General features: G+C 63.4%; 21 protein-coding genes. 14 read left to right on the top strand and 7 right to left on the bottom strand.

The genetic code is table 11. From position 1 onward, the window contains the following. From IVB22_RS12150 to IVB22_RS12200, 11 genes are all read left to right on the top strand, one after another. Entirely contained in the window at positions 1–888 is an 888-nt protein-coding gene (locus IVB22_RS12150; protein WP_247517545.1) for a metal ABC transporter substrate-binding protein, read from the top strand. A 17-nt stretch (positions 889–905) separates the two neighbouring features. Continuing rightward, positions 906–1,964 (top strand): GTP-binding protein, encoded by a 1,059-nt coding sequence (locus tag IVB22_RS12155; protein ID WP_247517546.1) that lies wholly within the window; start codon positions 906–908, stop codon positions 1,962–1,964. Beyond that, positions 1,964–2,980, top strand: a complete 1,017-nt coding sequence (locus IVB22_RS12160; protein WP_247517547.1) for a WD40 repeat domain-containing protein — start codon at positions 1,964–1,966, stop codon at positions 2,978–2,980. The genes IVB22_RS12155 and IVB22_RS12160 overlap by 1 nt, the downstream gene beginning before the upstream one ends. An 86-nt stretch (positions 2,981–3,066) precedes the next feature. After that, positions 3,067–3,402: a hypothetical protein gene (locus IVB22_RS12165; protein ID WP_247517548.1), complete on the top strand. Its 336-nt coding sequence runs from the start codon at positions 3,067–3,069 to the stop codon at positions 3,400–3,402. Between the two features lie 238 nt (positions 3,403–3,640). Continuing rightward, positions 3,641–4,582, top strand: a complete 942-nt coding sequence (locus IVB22_RS12170) for a dioxygenase (RefSeq protein WP_247517549.1) — start codon at positions 3,641–3,643, stop codon at positions 4,580–4,582. 89 nt (positions 4,583–4,671) lie between these two features. Continuing rightward, a complete protein-coding gene (locus IVB22_RS12175; RefSeq protein ID WP_247517550.1) occupies positions 4,672–5,916 on the top strand; it encodes an amino acid ABC transporter substrate-binding protein in 1,245 nt (414 codons plus the stop codon). Positions 5,917–5,967: 51 nt separating this feature from the next. Then, on the top strand, positions 5,968–6,834 hold the full coding sequence (locus tag IVB22_RS12180) for a branched-chain amino acid ABC transporter permease (RefSeq protein WP_247517873.1): 867 nt from the start codon (positions 5,968–5,970) through the stop codon (positions 6,832–6,834). Continuing rightward, complete coding sequence (locus tag IVB22_RS12185; protein WP_247517551.1) at positions 6,831–7,796, top strand: branched-chain amino acid ABC transporter permease; 966 nt, start codon at positions 6,831–6,833, stop codon at positions 7,794–7,796. Before IVB22_RS12180 ends, IVB22_RS12185 begins: the two co-directional genes overlap by 4 nt. Then, positions 7,793–8,530, top strand: a complete 738-nt coding sequence (locus IVB22_RS12190) for an ABC transporter ATP-binding protein (RefSeq protein ID WP_247517552.1) — start codon at positions 7,793–7,795, stop codon at positions 8,528–8,530. The genes IVB22_RS12185 and IVB22_RS12190 overlap by 4 nt, the downstream gene beginning before the upstream one ends. Continuing rightward, the gene (locus tag IVB22_RS12195; protein WP_247517553.1) at positions 8,520–9,257 is read left to right on the top strand and encodes an ABC transporter ATP-binding protein; all 738 of its coding nucleotides are present in this window, start codon (positions 8,520–8,522) and stop codon (positions 9,255–9,257) included. The genes IVB22_RS12190 and IVB22_RS12195 overlap by 11 nt, the downstream gene beginning before the upstream one ends. A gap of 136 nt (positions 9,258–9,393) precedes the next feature. After that, positions 9,394–10,134 (top strand): acetoacetate decarboxylase, encoded by a 741-nt coding sequence (locus tag IVB22_RS12200; RefSeq protein ID WP_247517554.1) that lies wholly within the window; start codon positions 9,394–9,396, stop codon positions 10,132–10,134. Positions 10,135–10,141: 7 nt separating this feature from the next. Here IVB22_RS12200 and IVB22_RS12205 read toward each other — a convergent pair whose 3' ends face one another. The 7 genes from IVB22_RS12205 to IVB22_RS12235 all read right to left on the bottom strand — a co-directional run bounded on the left by IVB22_RS12205 (position 10,142) and on the right by IVB22_RS12235 (position 15,565). Then, positions 10,142–10,363, bottom strand: a complete 222-nt coding sequence (locus IVB22_RS12205; protein WP_247517555.1) for a hypothetical protein — start codon at positions 10,361–10,363, stop codon at positions 10,142–10,144. 280 nt (positions 10,364–10,643) lie between these two features. Next, the gene (locus tag IVB22_RS12210; RefSeq protein ID WP_247517556.1) at positions 10,644–12,086 is read right to left on the bottom strand and encodes a homospermidine synthase; all 1,443 of its coding nucleotides are present in this window, start codon (positions 12,084–12,086) and stop codon (positions 10,644–10,646) included. Between the two features lie 46 nt (positions 12,087–12,132). Beyond that, positions 12,133–12,522, bottom strand: coding sequence for a RidA family protein (locus IVB22_RS12215; RefSeq protein WP_247517557.1), 390 nt, complete (start codon positions 12,520–12,522; stop codon positions 12,133–12,135). A gap of 91 nt (positions 12,523–12,613) precedes the next feature. Further along, positions 12,614–12,784: a hypothetical protein gene (locus IVB22_RS12220; RefSeq protein WP_247517558.1), complete on the bottom strand. Its 171-nt coding sequence runs from the start codon at positions 12,782–12,784 to the stop codon at positions 12,614–12,616. 4 nt (positions 12,785–12,788) lie between these two features. After that, complete coding sequence (locus IVB22_RS12225) at positions 12,789–13,388, bottom strand: GNAT family N-acetyltransferase (RefSeq protein ID WP_247517559.1); 600 nt, start codon at positions 13,386–13,388, stop codon at positions 12,789–12,791. Between the two features lie 120 nt (positions 13,389–13,508). Then, positions 13,509–14,651, bottom strand: a complete 1,143-nt coding sequence (locus IVB22_RS12230) for a type III PLP-dependent enzyme (RefSeq protein ID WP_247517560.1) — start codon at positions 14,649–14,651, stop codon at positions 13,509–13,511. Positions 14,652–15,304: 653 nt separating this feature from the next. Continuing rightward, positions 15,305–15,565, bottom strand: coding sequence for a hypothetical protein (locus IVB22_RS12235; RefSeq protein ID WP_247517561.1), 261 nt, complete (start codon positions 15,563–15,565; stop codon positions 15,305–15,307). 129 nt (positions 15,566–15,694) lie between these two features. Here IVB22_RS12235 and IVB22_RS12240 point away from each other — a divergent pair, with 129 nt between their 5' ends. From IVB22_RS12240 to IVB22_RS12250, 3 genes are read left to right on the top strand one after another with little or no spacing between them, the layout of a single operon-like run. Continuing rightward, complete coding sequence (locus tag IVB22_RS12240; protein WP_247517562.1) at positions 15,695–17,785, top strand: M3 family metallopeptidase; 2,091 nt, start codon at positions 15,695–15,697, stop codon at positions 17,783–17,785. Between the two features lie 13 nt (positions 17,786–17,798). Continuing rightward, positions 17,799–18,434, top strand: coding sequence for a DUF1007 family protein (locus tag IVB22_RS12245; protein WP_247517563.1), 636 nt, complete (start codon positions 17,799–17,801; stop codon positions 18,432–18,434). A 32-nt stretch (positions 18,435–18,466) separates the two neighbouring features. Continuing rightward, positions 18,467–19,510 (top strand): nickel/cobalt transporter, encoded by a 1,044-nt coding sequence (locus tag IVB22_RS12250; RefSeq protein WP_247517564.1) that lies wholly within the window; start codon positions 18,467–18,469, stop codon positions 19,508–19,510. Positions 19,511–19,514: the final 4 nt, after the last annotated feature.

Here is a 19,514-nt window from a genome sequence, read left to right on the forward strand (position 1 = left end):
ATGATCCGGCTCTGGCTTATCGCCCTCACTTTGATAGCGGCTGTTGGCCCGGCCTGCGCCGCGGATCGGCTCAACGTCGTCGCCAGTTTCTCGATCCTCGGCGATTTCGTCCGCAATGTCGGCGGCGACCGCGTCAATGTCACCACCCTGGTCGGCCCTAACAGCGATGCGCATGTCTATGTGCCGACGCCGGCGGATGCGAAAAAGGTGGCGGATGCGAAGCTCGTCTTCGTCAACGGCCTCGGGTTCGAGGGCTGGATGCAGCGGCTGGTGCAATCATCCGGCAGCAAGGCAACGGTTGTTGTGGCAAGCACCAACATTACACCGCTCAAGCTCGGCTCCAGTACCGACCCGCATGCCTGGCAAACAGTCACCAATGCCAAAACATACGTCTACAATATTCGTAATGCGCTCAGCGCGGCAGCTCCGGCAGATGCCGCGCTTTTCGAGGCCAATGCCGAAGCCTATCGGGTGAAGCTCGAGGCCCTTGAGGGCGAGATAAGCCCGTGGGTCGGGTCAATTCCGCCGGAGCATCGCAAGGTGATCTCGACCCATACTGCCTTTGGCTATTTCGCCAAAGCCTACGGTATCGAGTTCATCGCACCACGCGGCGTCTCAACCGAGTCCGAGCCGAGTGCCCGGGATATTGCCGGGATCATCACCCAAATCAAAACCAAGAAAATTCCGGCGGTTTTTCTGGAAAATATCAGCGATCCGCGCCTGATCGAGCGGATCTCCGCGGAGACCGGCGCCAGGATTGGTGGCACCCTTTACTCGGACAGTTTGACTGACGAAAAGGGCGACGCCCCCACTTACATTGATATGGTAAGGCACAATATAAGGACCCTGAGGAACGGGATTGGGTATAGTCCTGGCCCAATACGTTGAATATCTCCGGAGCCGTTATGTCTGAACCTTCGTCCCAGAAAATTCCAGTGACCGTGCTGACGGGCTATCTCGGCGCCGGCAAGACCACGCTGCTCAACCGTATCCTGTCGGAAAATCACGGCAAGAAGTACGCCGTCATCGTCAACGAATTCGGCGAGATCGGCATCGACAACGACCTCATCATCGGCGCCGATGAAGAAGTGTTCGAGATGAACAATGGCTGCGTCTGCTGCACCGTGCGCGGCGACCTCGTCCGCATCATGGACGGGTTGATAAAGCGCAAGGGCAAGTTCGACGCCATCATCGTCGAGACGACGGGTTTGGCCGATCCAGCTCCGGTGGCGCAGACCTTCTTCGTCGACGAGGACGTCCAGAAGAACGCGCGGCTCGACGCGGTGGTGACGGTCGCCGACGCGAAGTGGCTGAGCGACCGTCTCAAGGACGCGCCCGAAGCCAAGAACCAGATCGCGTTCGCCGACGTCATCGTGCTGAACAAGACCGATCTCGTCTCCAAGCCGGAGCTGGCCGAAGTCGAGGCGCGCATCCGCGGCATCAATCCGTATGCAAAACTGCACCGCACCGAGCGCTGCAAGGTGGCGCTGTCTGACGTGCTGGAGCGCGGGGCGTTCGATCTGGATCGCATCCTCGAGATCGAGCCGGAATTCCTCGACGCTGGCGACGGTCACGATCATCACCATGACCACGATCATCATCACGGCCATGGCCATCACCACGATCACGGCCACAGCCATGGCGGGTTGAAGCATTACCACGACGAGGAGATGCAATCGCTGTCGCTGCGGTCGGACAAACCGCTCGACCCGACCCTATTCATGCCGTGGCTGCAGAACCTCGTCGCCACCGAGGGTCAGAAGATCCTCCGTTCGAAAGGCATCCTCTCCTTCACCGACGACGACGATCGCTACGTGTTCCAGGGCGTGCACATGATGCTGGAAGGCGATCACCAGCGGAAGTGGAAGGAAGGCGAGCCGCGCGAAAGCCGCGTCGTCTTCATCGGCCGCGAATTGCCGGAGCAAATGATCCGCGACGGCTTTGAAAGCTGTATCGTCACGTGATGACACAGTTCGATCCGGGCGAAACGCCCTCCATCGCTTCCGTCACCGACCAGGTGCGGGCGCTGCCGGTCAGCATGCCCGCAACCTCGCTGTATTTTCTCGGCGATATCGCCGTGTTCGTCGGCGCCGAGGAAAACGCTGTCATGGTGAACGAGGCCGGTGAAGTCTCGACCGCAGCCATCCACGGCGGCGCTGTGCTGTGCGCGGCGTCCGACGGCAAGCGTATCGTCACCGGCGGCGACGATGGCAAGCTCGTCGCGCTGAACGCAAAGGGCGAGACGTCGGTACTGGCGACCGATGCAAAACGGCGCTGGATCGACAATGTCGCGCTGCATCCCGATGGCGCGGTGGCGTGGTCGGCGGGCAAGACGGCGTTCGTCCGCAGCGGCAAGGGCGATGAGAAAAGCTTCGATGCGCCGTCGACCGTCGGCGGGCTGGCGTTCGCGCCAAAGGGCCTGCGCGTGGCGGTCGCCCATTACAACGGCGTGACGCTGTGGTTTCCCAACATGGCGGCGAAGCCGGAGTTTCTGGAATGGGCCGGCTCGCATCTCGCCGTCACCTTCAGCCCCGACAACAAATTCCTGGTCACCGCCATGCACGAGCCGGCGCTGCACGGCTGGCGGCTTGCCGACAACAGGCACATGCGGATGAGCGGCTATCCCGGCCGCGTCCGCTCGATGTCGTGGAGCACGGGCGGCAAGGGGCTCGCCACCTCGGGCGCCGACACTGTGATCATCTGGCCGTTCACCAGCAAGGATGGTCCGATGGGCAAGGAGCCGGCGATGCTGGCGCCGCTGCAGGCGCGCGTCTCCATGGTCGCCTGTCATCCGAAGCAGGACATCATGGCGACAGGCTATAGCAACGGCACCGTACTGATCGTGCGGCTCGAGGACGGCGCGGAAATTCTAGTGCGCCGCAATGGCGGCGAGCCGGTCTCGGCGCTGGCCTGGAACGCCAAGGGCACATTGCTGGCTTTCGGCACCGAGGACGGCGACGCCGGGATCCTCGAATTTTAGGTGTTTCGGACAGGCACTGGTTCCCCGCGGAACCATGCGCCCCGCCGGCCGTTGATCTCGCGAACAATTTCGTGGGGTTGAACGACATGCCTGCCGATGACCGCCAACGCGAATACCGACGGGAAATGCTGCTCGCGTCCACGCTGATCGCGGCCGGGCTGGCCATCTCAGCGATTGCGCTGACCGCGCTCACCGCGCGCGATCCTCAGCAAATCGCGCAGGCGACGCCGCCTACGCAATCGACGCCGGGTGCGGAAACGAAGCCGCCCGCGCCGTCTGAGCCGGCCACGACCGGCCAAAGGCCCTCAGACGTACCGCCGCAGCCGGCCCGTCCCGACGCGGACGCGCAGAAGGCGGGCGCTCAGCCCGCGCTGCCGCCGGCGCCGGCCGAGAAGGTTGCGCCGCCGATCCGCGAGAAATGATCCCACTTTCGCCGCTTCGATTGTGCAATCGCAAAATTCGTGGGCTGCAGAAGCCTGCGGTGCGCGCTCTGACGCGCCATTGTGCAGCCATGCGAGCCACGTCCGCTCGTATCAATTCGTAGAAGGGGGCGCAGGTGTCGCCTCCGAACGCCTTGTGTTGGTCCCCAACAAGCGGTTAGGCTTGCTGCAATAACAGCCGGCAGGTCGAATAACGGCCGCCAGGTTCAGGGAGTGATGCATGCGTGAGTTAACGCCTGAAACGATCACGGACGCCGTGCTCGACCAGATGGCGACAACGCCGGACCCGCGCCTGAAGACGATCATGGCATCGGCGGTCAAGCACCTCCATGCCTTCGCCCGCGAGGTCAATCTGACGCCGGCGGAATGGATCAAGGGCATCGAATTCATGACCGCCGCCGGCAAGATGTGTTCGCCGGAACGGCAGGAGTTCATCCTGCTGTCCGACACCCTCGGCCTCTCCGCGCTCGTCAACGGCCTGCACGACGCCACCGCCCTCGAGGAAGCCACCCATACCAGCCTGCTCGGCCCATTTTACCGCGAGGCCACGCCGACGCTGGCCGCCGGCAGCTCGATCGCCAAAAATCCGAAGCCGGAGAGCGAATGCGTGCTTTATGGCCGCGTCACCGATGCCACCGGCAAGCCGGTCGCCAACGCCACCGTCTCGATCTGGCAGACCGGCGCCGACGGCCTCTATGACATTCAGGCCAGCGCGACATCGGTCGATTATCGCGGCGTGTTCGCAACCGATGCCGATGGCCGCTATGTGCTTCGCACCGTGAAACCACTCGGATATTCGATCCCGATGGATGGGCCGGTCGGCGCCATGGTGAAGGCGCAGGCACGGCATGGCATGCGGCCAGCGCATATTCATTTCCTGGTCGGTGCGCCCGGGTATCGTGAACTGGTCACCGCGCTCTATCTGCGCGACGATCCGCATCTGGCTGACGATGTCGTATTCGGCTCGTCGGGCGATCTCGCCGTCGACGTGGCGGCAAACGATCCGGACTGCCCGATCAAGGGGATGCCGAGCATCCGCTTCGACATGCGGGTTTCGCGCGAAAGCGAGGCCGACAAGACCAGCGGGCGCGTCGGCGCCGATCCGTCGGCGATCATGAAAAAATCGGCCAAAAATGAACCCGCGCCGGTGGGAGCCAAATAGTCTCGGTCTGACCTAACCATTCGCAGCGACCGGACGTAGATCCGGCGGAATCGAAATGACTGATAACAACGACAAATGAGGGGGATTCAATGAAGCGCAGGACGTTCCTTGGCGGCGCGATGGCCGTCGCGGTGGTTGGGCAGGGCTCGCGCGCGCTGGCGCAGCAGTCGCCCATCAAGATCGGCATGTCGATGCCGCAAACCGGCGGTCTCGCCGGCGGCGGCAAGGCTTCGCTGCTCGGCATCGAGATCTGGCGCGACGACATCAATGCGAAGGGCGGCCTGCTCGGCCGCAAGGTCGAACTGGTCGTCTATGACGACAAGTCGAGCGCATCAGAGACGCCGGCGATCTACGCCAAGCTGGTCGACGTCGACAAGGTCGATCTCCTGTTCGCGCCCTATGCAACGGTGCCTACCGCGCCAATCATGCCGTTCGTCAAGCAGCGCGGCTTGCTGCTGATGGGGAATTTCTCGTTCCAGGTGAACAGCAAGGTCGGCCACGACATGTGGTTCAACAATGCGCCCTGGGGGCCGGCCGATAGCTGGGCGGCCTCGTTCCTCGATCTGGCGCAGAAGGCCGGCGGCAAGAGCATGGCGCTGCTCACGGCGGATCAGGAATTCGCCCAGAACCTCGCGTTGACCGCACGCGACGTCGCCAAGAAGCGCAACATCCCGGTTGTCTTCGACCAATCCTATCCGCCGAACACGGTGGAATTCGCTTCCATCATCCGCGCGCTCAAGGCCGCCAAGCCCGATATCGTCTATGTCGCGTCATATCCGCCCGACTCGGCCGGCATCCTGCGCGCCGTGAACGAGATCGGGATCGGCGACGACGTCAAGATTTTCGGCGGCGGCATGGTCGGCCTGCAGTTCGCAGCCGTGATGTCCAATCTGGGTTCGCTGCTCAACGGCGTCGTCAACTACAACACCTGGCTGCCGGAACCGAGCATGTATTTCGACGGCACCAAGGCGTTTTTCGACACCTATACCAAGCGCGCCATCGAGGCCAAGGTCGACCCGCTCGGCTATTATCTGGCGCCGTTCGGCTATGCGATGGGCCAGATGATCGACGCGGCGGTCGGTGCGACCAAGTCGCTCGACCAGAAGGGCATCGCCAAATATCTGCGCGAGAACGAGCACAAGACCATCGTCGGGCCGATCGCGTTTTCGGCGGATGGCGAGCGCAAGGAAACGGCGACGCTACAGGCGCAATTCCGGGGCGTGAAGGACAAGGACATCGAACAGTTCCGCTCCTCCGGCAGGCAGGTGATCCTGTTCCCGGACAAACTGAAGACTGGAAATCTCATCAGTCCCTTCGAGGCGGCCCGAAAATAAGCCTCGTGGCTTTTCCGGCTCGGAGCCAAGGGGGAACCTGACGTGTTTTCGATGGACCTGCTGCTTGGAGCAGTGGTGCTTGGGGTGCTGCTCGGCTGCTTCTATGCAGCCGTCAGTGTCGGGCTATCCGTCTCGTTCGGATTGCTCGACGTTCCTCATGTTGCGCATCCGGCATTCCTGGTGCTCGCGTCCTACGGCGTGTACCAGCTAAACGAAAGCTACGACATCGATCCGCTGGTGGCCGGGCTCGCGATCACACCGCTGTTTTTCCTGTTCGGCCTGCTCGCCTACCGCGTCTATTACGAGACCTTCGAGAAGCGCGGCAGCGACGCAGGCGTCCGCGGCATCGCGTTTTTCTTCGGCATCGCCTTCATCATCGAGGTGTTGATCATCCTGCAATTCGGCGTCGACCAGCGCTCGGTCTCGGCGACCTATATCGGCAAGTCCTGGCGGTTCGGCGAGTTTCGGATACCGATCCGGCAGCTCGTCGCGTTCGCGGTGGCGCTGGGGCTGACGGTGCTGCTGGCTGTGTATCTGTCGAAAACCTTCATGGGGCGTGCGATCCGAGCGGTTGCGCAGGACGAAGAAGCGCTGCGGCTGATGGGCGCTAATCCGGTCCGCATCAAGCAGTTTGCCTTCGGCATTGCCACCGCCGTGCTCGGAATCGCCGGCGCGCTCCTGATCATCGTGGCTCCGATCGAGCCGACGCTCGACCGGGCCTATATCGGCCGGACATTCTGTGTCGTGGTCATGGCCGGACTCGGGAGCATCAGCGGCACGCTGATCGCAGCCATCATCCTCGGCGTCGCCGAAACCATCGTGCTGACCATGTTTGGCGCCTCCTGGGCGCCGGCGATCTCGTTCGCGATGCTGCTCGCCGTGCTTGCCGTCCGGCCACAAGGTTTGCTTGGCCGATGACGAAGCATCGCAACAGCATCGCATTCTGGGCCGGCGTGGCCATCTTCCTCGTCGCCGTACTGTCGATGACGCAAATCGTGCGCAACGAATATCCGTTTTTCGCCGGTTACGTCATCCTGCAATTCATCGCGCTCGCGGTCGCCTGGAGCATCCTCGGCGGCTATGCCGGCTACGTCAATTTCGGCACCAACGCCTTTTTCGGCGTCGGCGTCTACACGGCGGTCGCCTTGTTCAAGGCGACGGGGGCGCCGCTGGTGGTGCAGATCGCCGCCGCCGCCGCCGTCGGCATGACGCTCGGCTTTGGCGTTGGCCTGTTGACCTTACGGATGCGCGGCATCTTCTTCTCGATCGCGACGATTGCGCTTGCGATCATCATCGAGACCTTCGTGATGAACTGGCGGTTCGTCGGCGGGGCGGCCGGCATCCAGCTACAGCGGCCGCCGGTGATGGCGCCGTTCGATAGTTACGTGAAGATGCTGTTTTTTGTGCAGGCTGTGCTGGTCGTCATCGCGGTCGGGATCGCGCGCTACATCCAGAACTCCCGGATCGGCCGCGGCCTGCAGGCGCTCAGGGACGACGAACTCGCCGCCGAATGCACGGGTGTGCCGACATTGAAGCTCAAGCTGGTGGCCTGCATGATCTCGGGCGCACTGATGTCGGCCGTCGGAGCGCCGGCCGCAATGTACCTGCAGTACGCCGACCCGTCCTCCGCATTCAATCTCACTTATTCCGTCTCGGCGCTCGCCATGTCGCTGATCGGCGGCACCGCGCACTGGATCGGCCCGGTGCTCGGCGCCATCCTGCTAGGCTCGACGCAGCAGTTCCTTGCGGTGACCATCTCCTCGGAAATCAATGTGCTGGTGCTCGGCATCATGCTGGTGCTGTTCGTGGTCGCCGCACCCAAGGGCATCATCGGGCTGCTGCGGCCGCGCTATCGTCTGCGCGCGGGAGGCAAGCCATGACGGTAACGACCGCTCCGGATGCGCCCCTGCTGCAGGTCGGGACCCTTACCAAGACCTTCGGCGGCTTCACCGCGCTCGACAATATCAGCGTTGACATCCGGAAAGGCGAACGGTTCGGCCTGATCGGCCCGAACGGCTCGGGCAAGACGACGCTGATCAACTGCATTTCGGGCGCGCTGCGTCCGCAGACCGGCAGCGTGGTGTTCTGCGGCGAGGACATCACCCAATTGCCGCCGCATCTGCGGGCGCGCCGCGGCATCGCCCGCAGCTTCCAGATTCCACGGCCGTTCAAGAGCATGACGGTGCTCGAGAATCTCATGGTCGGGCTCGACTTTGCTACCGTCGGCTCGAGCCTTCCGGAGGAAGACGTCGCGATGTCGATCCTGACGCGGATGGGCCTGGCCGCCAAGGCTGGCGCGCCGACCGATACGCTGAGCCAGGTAGAATTGCGCAAGATGGAGCTTGCGCGCGCGATGGCGGTGCGGCCGAAACTCTTGATTTCGGACGAGGCCATGGCCGGGCTTTCCTCTTCCGAGGTCGACGAGGTGCTGGATCTCCTGATCAGCCTCGGCGAGGAGGACATCACCATCATCATGATCGAGCACATCATGCAGGCGGTGATGCGCTTTTCCGAACGGGTGATGTGCCTCGACGCGGGAAAAATCATTGCGATCGGCGCGCCGGCCGAGGTGATGGCCAACAAGCGGGTGCAGGAGGCCTATCTTGGCACTTAGCCTTGCCATCGAGGGCCTCGATGCCGGCTACGGCGCCGTCAAGGCGCTGCGCGGCGTGGCGCTCCATGTCGAGGCCGGCGAGACCGTTGCCTTGCTCGGCACCAACGGCAACGGCAAGAGCACGCTGATGAAGTGCATCATGGGCCTGGTCCGCCCGGACCGTGGCCGTCTGTCGCTGACGATCGACGGGCAGGTGCACGATCTGACCAAACTCTCGCCCGAGATGATCGTCGATCTCGGCGTGGCGCTGGTGCCGGAGGGACGGCGGCTGTTTCCCAAGCTGACGGTGACGGAAAACCTGATGCTAGGCGCTTTCCGCAAATTGGCTCGCGGCGCCATCCGGCAAAATCTCGCGCTGGCGTTCGAGACTTTTCCGGCCCTGAAGGAGCGCCGCAACCAGCTCGCCGGCACCATGTCCGGCGGACAGCAGCAGATGCTCGCGATTGCGCGCGCGCTGATGTCGTCGCCGCGGCTGCTATTGATCGACGAGCCGTCGGTCGGGCTGTCGCCGCTTCTGGTGTCGCAGACCATCGCCAAGATCGGTGAACTCAAAGAGCGCGTCGGCCTCACGGTCTTGATGGCCGAGCAGAACTTCAACCAGGCGATCCGGATCGCTGACCGCGGCTACATCATCGTCCATGGCGAGATCGCGGTCGCCGCGCAGTCGGTCGACGAGTTGAAGGCCAACGACATCGTCAAGCGGCTCTATCTCGGCGGCGTTGCCTGACGGATGTGACGGCCATCGCGCTCCTTGTCTGAAGCCTTGCCGATGTTTTGATCGCCTGCCGATTTTACGGTCTCGCTTGTCATTGTCTGCTGTCCCATAATCCCTCAATCGTGCGCAACGACACATGAGGGCAGTCATGAAAATCGACGACGTCAGGCGAACCGCCTATTCGATGCCGCTGACCAACCCGTCGTTTCCGCCGGGACCGTATCGTTTCTTCAACCGCGAATATTTCATCATCACCTATCGCACCGATCCCGACGCGCTTGCCGCCGTGGTGCCCGAGCCGCTCGAAGTCACTGAGGCGGTCGTCAAATACGAATTCATCCGCATGCCCGATTCAACTGGCTTTGGCGATTACACCGAGACAGGCCAGGTGATTCCGGTCCGCTTCAAGGGCGAGGAGGGCGTCTACGTTCATTCGATGTATCTGGACGACGAGGGACCGATCGCCGGTGGCCGCGAACTCTGGGGCTTTCCGAAGAAACTGGCTTCGCCGAAAATCGCCGTCGAGAGCGACGTGCTGGTCGGCACGCTGCACTACGGTTCGGTGCTGTGCGTTTCCGCCACCATGGGCTACAAACACCGCCCGGTCGACCACGACGCGGTGCTGAAGGCAATGAAGGCGCCGAACTTCATGCTCAAGATCATCCCGCATGTCGACGGCAGCCCGCGGATCTGCGAACTGGTGCGCTATTATCTCGAAGACATCGCGCTGAAAGAGGCGTGGACCGGCCCGGCGGCGCTCGGGCTGTTCCCGCACGCGCTCGCCGACGTGGCGCGCCTGCCGGTGCGCGAGGTGGTCTCCGCGCTGCACTTCAAGGCGGACCTGACGCTGGGGCTCGGGACGGTGGCGTTCGATTACAAGGCGAAGTGAAGCGGGATTACTGCGCGCCCCTCAGCGTGCAGGCGGTCGAGCAGGTCGTGGTCACGCCGCGCTCGCAGGCGATGCAGACCGCGACGCACTGTTTTTTGTCCTTGGGATTGTACTGGCTGTAAAGCTTGCGCGCGCAAGTGTCGACCGAACCGGTGACGTCGTTGTTGCTCTCGGGCGTGCACGCAGCCAGTGCCGCGGCCGCCAGGACGATGGCAAGAATGACGCGCATGTTGGTCGCTCCAACCGGGAGCCCTCGCTCAAAGGCTGGGCGAAGGCCTTCGGCCCTCGCAGAAAATTACCCCTCAGGGTCGCGCGATTGAATTAATCGAGTGTTACGAGAGGGCCGGGTTCCCGTGCGTAGTTCTGCCGGGAATCGAGCCGCACACTGTGCATTGCAGCGGGAACCGCCCGCGCGGCCACCGCTTCACGCGGCGGCGCGTATCAGCCTCACCTCGATTTCGACAAATGGCCGGCGCATCGCCGCTCCGGCCTGTGCCGTGCCGGCGCTCCTACCGCACCAGCACATTCCTGAACTGCCAGGGATCCGACGTGTCGATGTCTTCCGGAAACAGGCCCGGCCGGTCGGTGAGCGGCGTCCAGTCGGTGTAATAGCCTTTCACCGGGCCGAGATAGGGCATCTGGATTTCCAGCAGACGATCGAAATCCATCTCGTCGGCTTCGACGATGCCTTCGTTCGGGTTTTCCAGCGCCCATACCATGCCGCCGAGCACGGCGGAGGTCACTTGCAGGCCGGTGGCGTTCTGATAGGGCGCGAGTTTGCGGGTCTCTTCGATCGAGAGCTGCGAGCCGTACCAGTAGGCATTGTTGTCATGGCCGAACAGCAGCACGCCGAGTTCGTCGATGCCATCGACGATTTCGTTCTCATCGAGGATGTGGTGCTTTTCCTGCATCTTCGCTGCGCGGCCGAACATTTCATGCAGCGATAGCACGGCGGCGTCAGCCGGATGATAGGCATAGTGGCAGGTCGGCCGATAGATCGCCGTGCCCGATGCGTCGCGCACCGTGAAGTAATCGGAGATCGAGATCGACTCGTTGTGGGTGACCAGGAAGCCATACTGCGCGCCGCGGGTCGGGCACCAGGTGCGCACGCGCGTGTTGGCGCCGGGCTGCATCAGATAGATGGCGGCGCCGCAGCCGGCTTCGTGGGTATGCGCATTCTCGGGCATCCATTTTTCATGGGTACCCCAACCGAGTTCGGACGGCTGCACGCCTTCCGACAGGAAACCTTCCACCGACCAGGTGTTGACGAAGACATCCGGCTCTTTCGGCGTCTTGGAGCGCTGGGTGTCGCGTTCGGCGATGTGGATGCCCTTGACACCGGCCTGCCGCATCAAGTCCGCCCATTCGGCTTTGGTCTTCGGCTTGGGGGCATTGAGCTTCAGGTCGGCGGCGACATTGAGTAGCGCCTGCTTGACGAAAAAGGAGACCATGCCGGGATTGGCGCCACAGCAGGAGACGGCCGTCGTCGAGCCCGCGGGGCGCGCCTTCTTGGCGGCCAGCGTCGCTTCGCGAAGTGCGTAGTTGGAGCGCGCTTCCGGGCCCTTCGAAGAATCGAAATAGAAGCCGAGCCAGGGCTCGTTGACGGTGTCGATATAAAGAGCGCCAAGTTCGTTGCAGAGCTCCATGATGTCGGTAGAGCCGGTATCGACCGAGAGATTGACGCAAAAACCCTGGCCGCCGCCTTCAGTGAGCAGCGGGGTCAGCAATTCGCGATAATTGTCCCTGGTCACGCCCTGCTGGATGAATCTGACATTGTGCTTCTCGCAATGTGCCTTGCGGCCCTCGTCCTTGGGATCGATCACGGTGATGCGCGACTTGTCGTAGTCGAGATGCCGCTCGATCATCGGCAACGTGCCTTTGCCGATGGAGCCGAAGCCGACCATGACGATGGGGCCAGTAATCTTCGCGTAAATCTGCGAGGCGGGGCTCATGGGATGGTTTCTCCGGGAAGTGCTGGCGGACAAATGATGAGGGGAATCAGGGGGTGCGGCGCTTCGCGGTCACTTCGATCTCGATCTTCATCTCGGGCTTGTAGAGCCCTGCGACGACGAGGAGTGTTGTAGCCGGGCGGATCTCGCCGAACGTTTCGCCGCAGACCGCGAAGAAAGCGTCCGCATCCGCGAGGTCGGTGATGTAATAGGTCGCGCGGACGATATCGGCCATCGCGAAGCCGCCTTCCTTCAGCGCAGCCTCGATGCTCTTAAAGCAATTACGTGCCTGGCTTGTGACATCTGCTGGTATGACCATGGTCGTGTAGTCGTAGCCGGTGGTGCCGGCGACGAAGGCGAAATCGCCGTCGATGACGGCGCGGCTGTAGCCGGCGATCTTTTCGAAAGGCGAGCCGGTGGAGATCAGGCGACGGGGCATCGGAACCTCGATCGTGGAAGGAATGGGCATGATCCGGGGCGGGTTTGGCGCGGTTTAAGGGCTTTTAGGCTGTACGCGCAACCCCTCACGGCTACCGGGATGGCCGGACAACGTCGGAGGCTGGGAGCGCGGAGCCGCCCCAGCGGCGCACGAGGATGTCCCGCACGATCATGACCGAGATCATGATCAGGAGCACCGTGGTGACGGCGCTGCGGAAGCGCGGGCGCACGCCGGCGCCCGGCTCGGGAAGGTTCTCCGGCATGGCATCAAGCCGCACGCGGCACGAGCAGCGGCTTCCTGGCGCGGCTTGCCTTGGATTTAGGCATCGGCGCGCCGGTCGGCGCGATCATGCCCCAGGCGCCGTCGAGCGCGCCTTCGCTAAGTTCGAGGCCCAGCAGCCGGTCGCGCTCGAACGCAGCCGGCAGCGACAGTTCGCGGGTCTTGGCGGCCGAGAAGCCGAAGCGGGCGTAATAGGGCGCATCGCCCAGCAGGATTACCGCGCGGTGGCCACGCGCCTTCGCCGCCGCGAGCGCGTGGTCCATCAGCGCAGCCCCGACGCCAAGCTGGCGGGAGGATGCCTCCACCGCCAGCGGGCCGAGCATGAGCGCCGGGATGCCCCCGGCGCTGACGTGCCACAACCGCACGGACCCGACCAGGCGGCCTTGGCGCACGGCCGACAAGGCAAGGCCTTCGGCGGGCGCGCGTCCGTCGCGCAGGCGCTGGCAGGTGCGCGTATGGCGGTTGTCGCCAAAGCAGGCATCCAGTAGCGCTTCACGCGCAACGACGTCCGAGGCCCGCTCCGCACGGATCGCGAACGGAGCGGCATCGGAGATGAGGGCAGCAGTGGTCTTCCGCAAAGCAGTCATGGCACGTCAGTCCCCGCTCGCAACGGCAAGCAGCCGCGCAAAGCGTTGTCTTGAATTTGCATAGGAAGGGGGAGGGAGCCGGCGCACCGGCTCCCGATTTATCGAGCCTCTAACGAGGCGTCAGATGTGGTAGGTCCGCAGCGGCGGGATGCCGTTGAACGCCACCGACGAATAGGTCGACGTATAGGCCCCGGTGCCTTCGATCAGCAGCTTGTCGCCGATCTCGAGCGTCACCGGAAGCGGATACGGCAGCTTCTCGTACAGCACGTCGGCGCTATCGCAGGTAGGACCTGCGAGCACGCACGGCGTCATGTCCGCGCCGTCATGCGGCGTGCGGATGGCGTAGCGGATCGACTCGTCCATCGTCTCGGCGAGACCGCCGAACTTGCCGATGTCGAGATACACCCAGCGCACCTCGTCCTCGTCGCTCTTCTTCGAGATCAGAACGACTTCGGTCTCGATGATGCCGGCATTGCCGACCATGCCGCGTCCCGGCTCGATGATGGTCTCCGGGATCTGGTTGCCGAAATGCTTGCGCAGCGCACGGAAGATCGACCGGCCGTATTGCACGACCGGAGGAACGTCCTTGAGGTACCTGGTCGGGAAGCCGCCGCCCATGTTGACCATGGACAGGCTGATCCCGCGCTCCGCGCAGTCACGGAACACCGTCGAGGCCATCGCCAGCGCGCGGTCCCACGCCTTCACCTTGCGCTGCTGCGAGCCGACATGGAACGAGATGCCGCACGGCTCCAGGCCCAGGCGCTTGGCGAGGTCGAGCACCTCGACCGCCATCTCCGGATCGCAGCCGAACTTGCGCGACAGCGGCCACTCGGCGCCTGCGCAGTCATAGAGAATGCGGCAGAACACTTTTGCGCCGGGGGCGGCACGAGCGATCTTTTCGACCTCTGCAGCGCAGTCGACCGCGAACAGGCGAATGCCGAGCGCGAAGGCGCGCGCGATGTCGCGCTCCTTCTTGATCGTATTGCCATAGGAGATGCGGTCCGGGGTCGCACCGGCAGCCAGCGCCATTTCGATCTCGGCGACGGTGGCCGTGTCGAAGCACGAGCCCATCGAGGCCAAAAGCGACAGCACTTCCGGCGCAGGATTAGCCTTCACCGCGTAGAACACGCGGCTGTCCGGCAAGGCCTTCGCGAAGGTCTGATAGTTGTCGCGCACGACTTCGAGGTCGACCACGAGGCACGGCTCGGTGTCCTGGCCCTCGCTGCGACGGTTGCGCAGGAATTCCTGAATACGTTCGGTCATAGCACCCTCCAAACGGCCCAGCGACGGGACCCGTTCAAATGTGATCTCGGACATGGGTGCTTTGGCGTTGCCGCACGATGGAGACGCGACAAAGCCTCGAACTCAAGCCGAATAGTGCTGCCGTGGATTGGTTGGGAATGCTCCCGCCCGCACACCTGGCAATGAAGGACAAGCCTTTTCAGTAGCCCGCGCCGGCGTTGGAATGCCGGTAGAGACCAAAAAAGCCCGATCCGTCGTTGCTTTAAGTCGCGTCCCCCGTTGAGAGCGGGGTGCGCCGGTTCGCCTCCGGCTGCCAGTCACGGTTGCAAAGGATGGAGAGACCTTCAACGGCATCTCTTGAGAGAGATGCTGGCCGCTTGTGGAGCGACCCTCGGTTCTTCCACCCCTTGGCGGCTGTCCGGCCTCTTGTCCGGATACCTACCGACTGACACACGACCACAGGCACGTGCGAAATTGGGCAAGGCTGGAAATAAGACTTTTGATTTCGCTTCGCAACAATTTTTTTTTGCTGGGGAGAAATTTCTCCGACGTGTGCTTACAAATTGGTTCTCGGTGCGCGCGGCCGATGACCAAACATGAACGAGCGTTAAGATTTCTGCCAGATGCGTGAGCGCTTCAGCGCCTGTGCCGCAGCGCTTTCTCGAACGCGCGCGTCAGGCGCGCTTGAAGAACGGCTCGATGCGTTGCGCTGCGCGGATGAACGCCACCATGATCAGCACGCCGATCCCGAACAGCACCGCCTGGAGGATATGTGCGGAGGTGTCGTCGAGGCCGAACAGGATCGCGAGCGCCCAGCCGCCGGCAAACGCGGCGCCAAACACTTCTGCGCCGATCAGGATCGCCGCCGAGATGACGGTGACGACGCTCGGCCAGACGATCGCGCGGGAGGAGGTGGAAGCGGGCTGTGGGCTCATGGAAAAGATCCTGTTCAAGGGGCGCAATCTCTCCGAAAAGGGCCCATCTATCAAGCGTAAAAGGCCCAAAAATGCCGCATCGCGTGATATAGATTGCCGCATGTTTTCAAGGAAAAGACGGGAATTGTGATGTCAGAAACCCTGCAGACGGCGGCCGCTCCGGAAGCTGGAGCAAATCCGCTGCTCAAGCCGTGGCAGGCGCCGTTCGAGACGCCGCCTTTCGCCGAGATCGAGCCGGAGCACTTCCTGCCCGCCTTCGAGCAGGCCTTTGCCGACCATGCCGGCGAGATCGCGGCGATCACCCATGATCCCACCCTCCCGGACTTCGCCAACACCATCACGGCGCTGGAGCGCTCCGGCAAGCTGCTCTCCAAGGTCGCAGCCGTGTTCTACGACCTGGTCTCGGCGCACTCCAATCCGGCGATTCTCGAGATCGACAAGGAAGTCTCCTTGCGGATGGCGCGGCACTGGAACCCGATCATGATGAACGCGGTGCTGTTCGGCCGCATCGCGATGCTGCACGAGAAGCGCGCCATGCTCGGCCTGACGGCTGAGCAGACGCGGCTGCTGGAGCGCACCTACACCAACTTCTACCGCGCCGGCGCGGGCCTCGACGAGGTCGCCAAGAAGCGCCGGGCCGAGATCAACGAGCGGCTGGCGCAGCTCGGCACCTCGTTCAGCCACCATCTGCTCGGCGACGAGCAGGACTGGTTCATGGAGCTCGGCGAGGACGACACCGCCGGCCTTCCCGAGGCCTTCGTCGCCGCGGCCAGGGCGACTGCGGAAGAGCGGGGCATGTCCGGCAAGGCGATCGTGACGCTGTCGCGCTCCTCGGTCGAGCCGTTCCTGAAGAGCTCCTCCCGCCGCGACCTGCGCGAGAAGGTCTTCAAGGCCTTCACCGCGCGCGGCGACAATGGCAACGCCAACGACAACAACGCCACCATCGTGGAGATCCTTGCCCTCCGCGAGGAGGCCGCCAAGATCATGGGCTTTCCGACCTACGCCGCCTACCGGCTGGAGGACTCCATGGCCAAGACGCCAGAGGCGGTGCGCAGTCTGCTGGAGCGGGTCTGGAAGCCGGCCCGGGCGCGGGCGCTCGCCGACCGCGACGCCCTGCAGGAGCTGATCACAGAGGAGGGTGGCAATTTCAGCCTCGCCCCTTGGGACTGGCGCTACTACGCCGAGAAGCTCCGCCAGCGCCGCGCCGATTTCGACGACGCCGCCATAAAACCCTATCTCGTCCTCGACCACATGATCGAGGCTGCCTTCGACTGTGCCACCCGCCTGTTCGGGATCACCTTCTCGGAGCGGAAGGACATCCCGGTCTGGCATCCGGACGTCCGGGTCTGGGAGGTCAAGGATGCCGACGGTAAGCACAAGGCGCTGTTCTATGGCGATTACTTCGCCAGGCCCTCGAAGCGCTCTGGCGCCTGGATGACCTCGCTGCGCGACCAGCAGAAGCTCGACGGCGAGATCGCCCCGCTCGTCATCAATGTCTGCAACTTCGCCAAGGGCGCCAATGGCGAGCCGTCGCTGCTGTCGCCGGACGATGCCCGTACCCTGTTTCATGAATTCGGCCACGGCCTGCACGGCATGCTGTCCAACGTGACCTATCCCTCGCTGTCGGGGACCTCAGTTTTTACCGACTTCGTCGAGCTGCCTTCGCAGCTTTACGAGCACTGGCAGGAACAGCCGCAGGTGCTGCGGCAGTTCGCAAAACACTACCAGACCGGCGAGCCACTGCCGGACGACCTGCTGGCCCGCTTCCTCGCCGCCCGCAAGTTCAACCAGGGCTTTGCCACCGTCGAGTTCGTCTCCTCGGCGCTGATCGACCTCGAATTCCACACCCAGCCGGCCGAGGCCAGCCGGGATGTCGGCGCGTTCGAGAAGGCGGAGCTGGAAAAAATCGGCATGCCCGCGGAAATCGCGCTGCGGCACCGGCCCACGCAGTTCGGCCATATCTTTTCCGGCGATCATTATGCGTCCGGCTACTACAGCTACATGTGGTCCGAAGTAATGGACGCCGACGCGTTCGGCGCCTTCGAGGAGGCCGGCGACATCTTCGATCCCGCCACCGCCAAGCGCCTGCATGACGACATCTATTCGTCGGGCGGCTCGCGCGAGCCGGAGGAGGCCTATGTCGCGTTCCGCGGCCGCGAGCCGGAGGCGGACGCGCTGTTGCGGCGTCGGGGCCTGCTCGAAACAACGCCGGCGGCCTGAGATGATATCAACGATGCACCGATTACTCGGTTTGCTCCTCCTTGCGGCCGGCATCGTGCTCGGCACGGCCGCCGCCGAGGCGCATCCGCACGTCTGGATCACGGCCAAGAGCGAGGTGGTCTACGCGCCCGATGGCTCGATCACGGGCGTCCGCCACGCCTGGACCTTTGACGAAATGTTCACCACCTACGCGCTGCAGGGTCTCGCGACCAAGACCAAGGGGGTCTACACCCGCGAAGAGCTGGCGCCGCTGGCGCAGACCAATGTCGAGTCGCTGAAGGAGTTTAACTTCTTCACCTTCGCCAAGGCCGATGGCAAGAAGGAGAAGTTTGTCGAGCCGGTGGATTATTTCCTCGAATACAAGGACAACGAGCTGACGCTGCATTTCACGCTGCCGGTCAAGGCGCCGTTCAAGGCGAAGCAGACGGCGCTTGAAGTCTTCGACCCGTCCTACTTCATCGACTTCAAGTTCGACGACAAGGATCCGATCAAGCTCAACGGCGCACCCGCCGCCTGCAAGATGCAATTCCAGCGGCCGAATGACGGCACCGCCAATGCCCAACGCCTCAACGAAAACAATTTCATGAACGGCGACAATTCCAACTATGGCGCGATGTTCGCCAACAAGATCATGGTTGATTGCCCGTGAGACGGTCGCCGGCACGCCTTGCGCAAGGCATAATGGTAGCACTTGCCGCGTTTGCGGCTGTCATGGTGTTTGATGCGGCGGTGCACGCCTTGATGGCGCAAAATCCGTTCGGCGGCCCGCGGCCGCCAGCCGAGCCGCAGGCCGGCGGCATCATCGGATGGATCCTCGCCAAGCAATCCGAATTCTATCGCGAGATGTCGGCGACGATACGCGCCGCGAAATCGGACGGCAGCGCGGTCTGGACGCTGCTTGGGATTTCCTTTGCCTACGGCATCTTTCACGCCGCCGGCCCCGGCCACGGCAAGGCAGTGATCTCGTCTTATTTGGTCGCCAATGAGGAAACCGCGCGGCGCGGCATCGTGCTGTCGTTCGCCTCGGCGCTGTTGCAGGCGCTGGTGGCGGTGGCGCTGGTGGCGGTACTCGCCTGGCTGCTCTCCTCTACCGCCAAGACGATGTGCTCCGCAGAGAAAGCGATCGAGATCGCAAGCTATGCCCTGATTGCGGCCTTCGGCGCCCGGCTGGTCTGGACCAAGGGCGGCGGTTTTATTCGCGCGCTGCAGGCGAAGCCAGCCCCGGCGGTGGCGCATCATGATCACCGCCACGATCATGGCCATGACCATGGTCATCACCACCATGAACATCATCACGGTCATGATCATTCTCATGACCACAAGCACGTTCATGATGAGCACTGCGGCCATTCGCACGGGCCGACGCCGGATCAACTTGCCGGCCCCGGCGGCTGGCGGCGCGGCTTGGGCACGATCTTCGCCGTCGGCATGCGGCCCTGTTCGGGCGCTATCCTGGTGCTGGTGTTTTCGCTGGCGCAGGGCCTGTTCCTGGCCGGCATCGCCGCGACCTTCGTGATGGGGCTAGGGACCGCGATCACGGTCGCGACCATCGCCGTGATCGCCGTATCGGCAAAGGGCCTGGCCCGGCGGCTCAGCGCAGGAAGCGAGGGCCGCGGCGCGCTCATCATGCGGGGCATCGAATTCGGCGCGGCAGGTCTGGTGCTGCTGTTCGGCCTTGGCCTCCTGTTCGGCTATCTCGCCGCCGAACGCGCGACGTGTTTGTAAGTGC

Origin of the sequence: Bradyrhizobium sp. 190 (assembly GCF_023073415.1) — a bacterium.
Classification (GTDB): Bacteria; Pseudomonadota; Alphaproteobacteria; order Rhizobiales; family Xanthobacteraceae; genus Bradyrhizobium.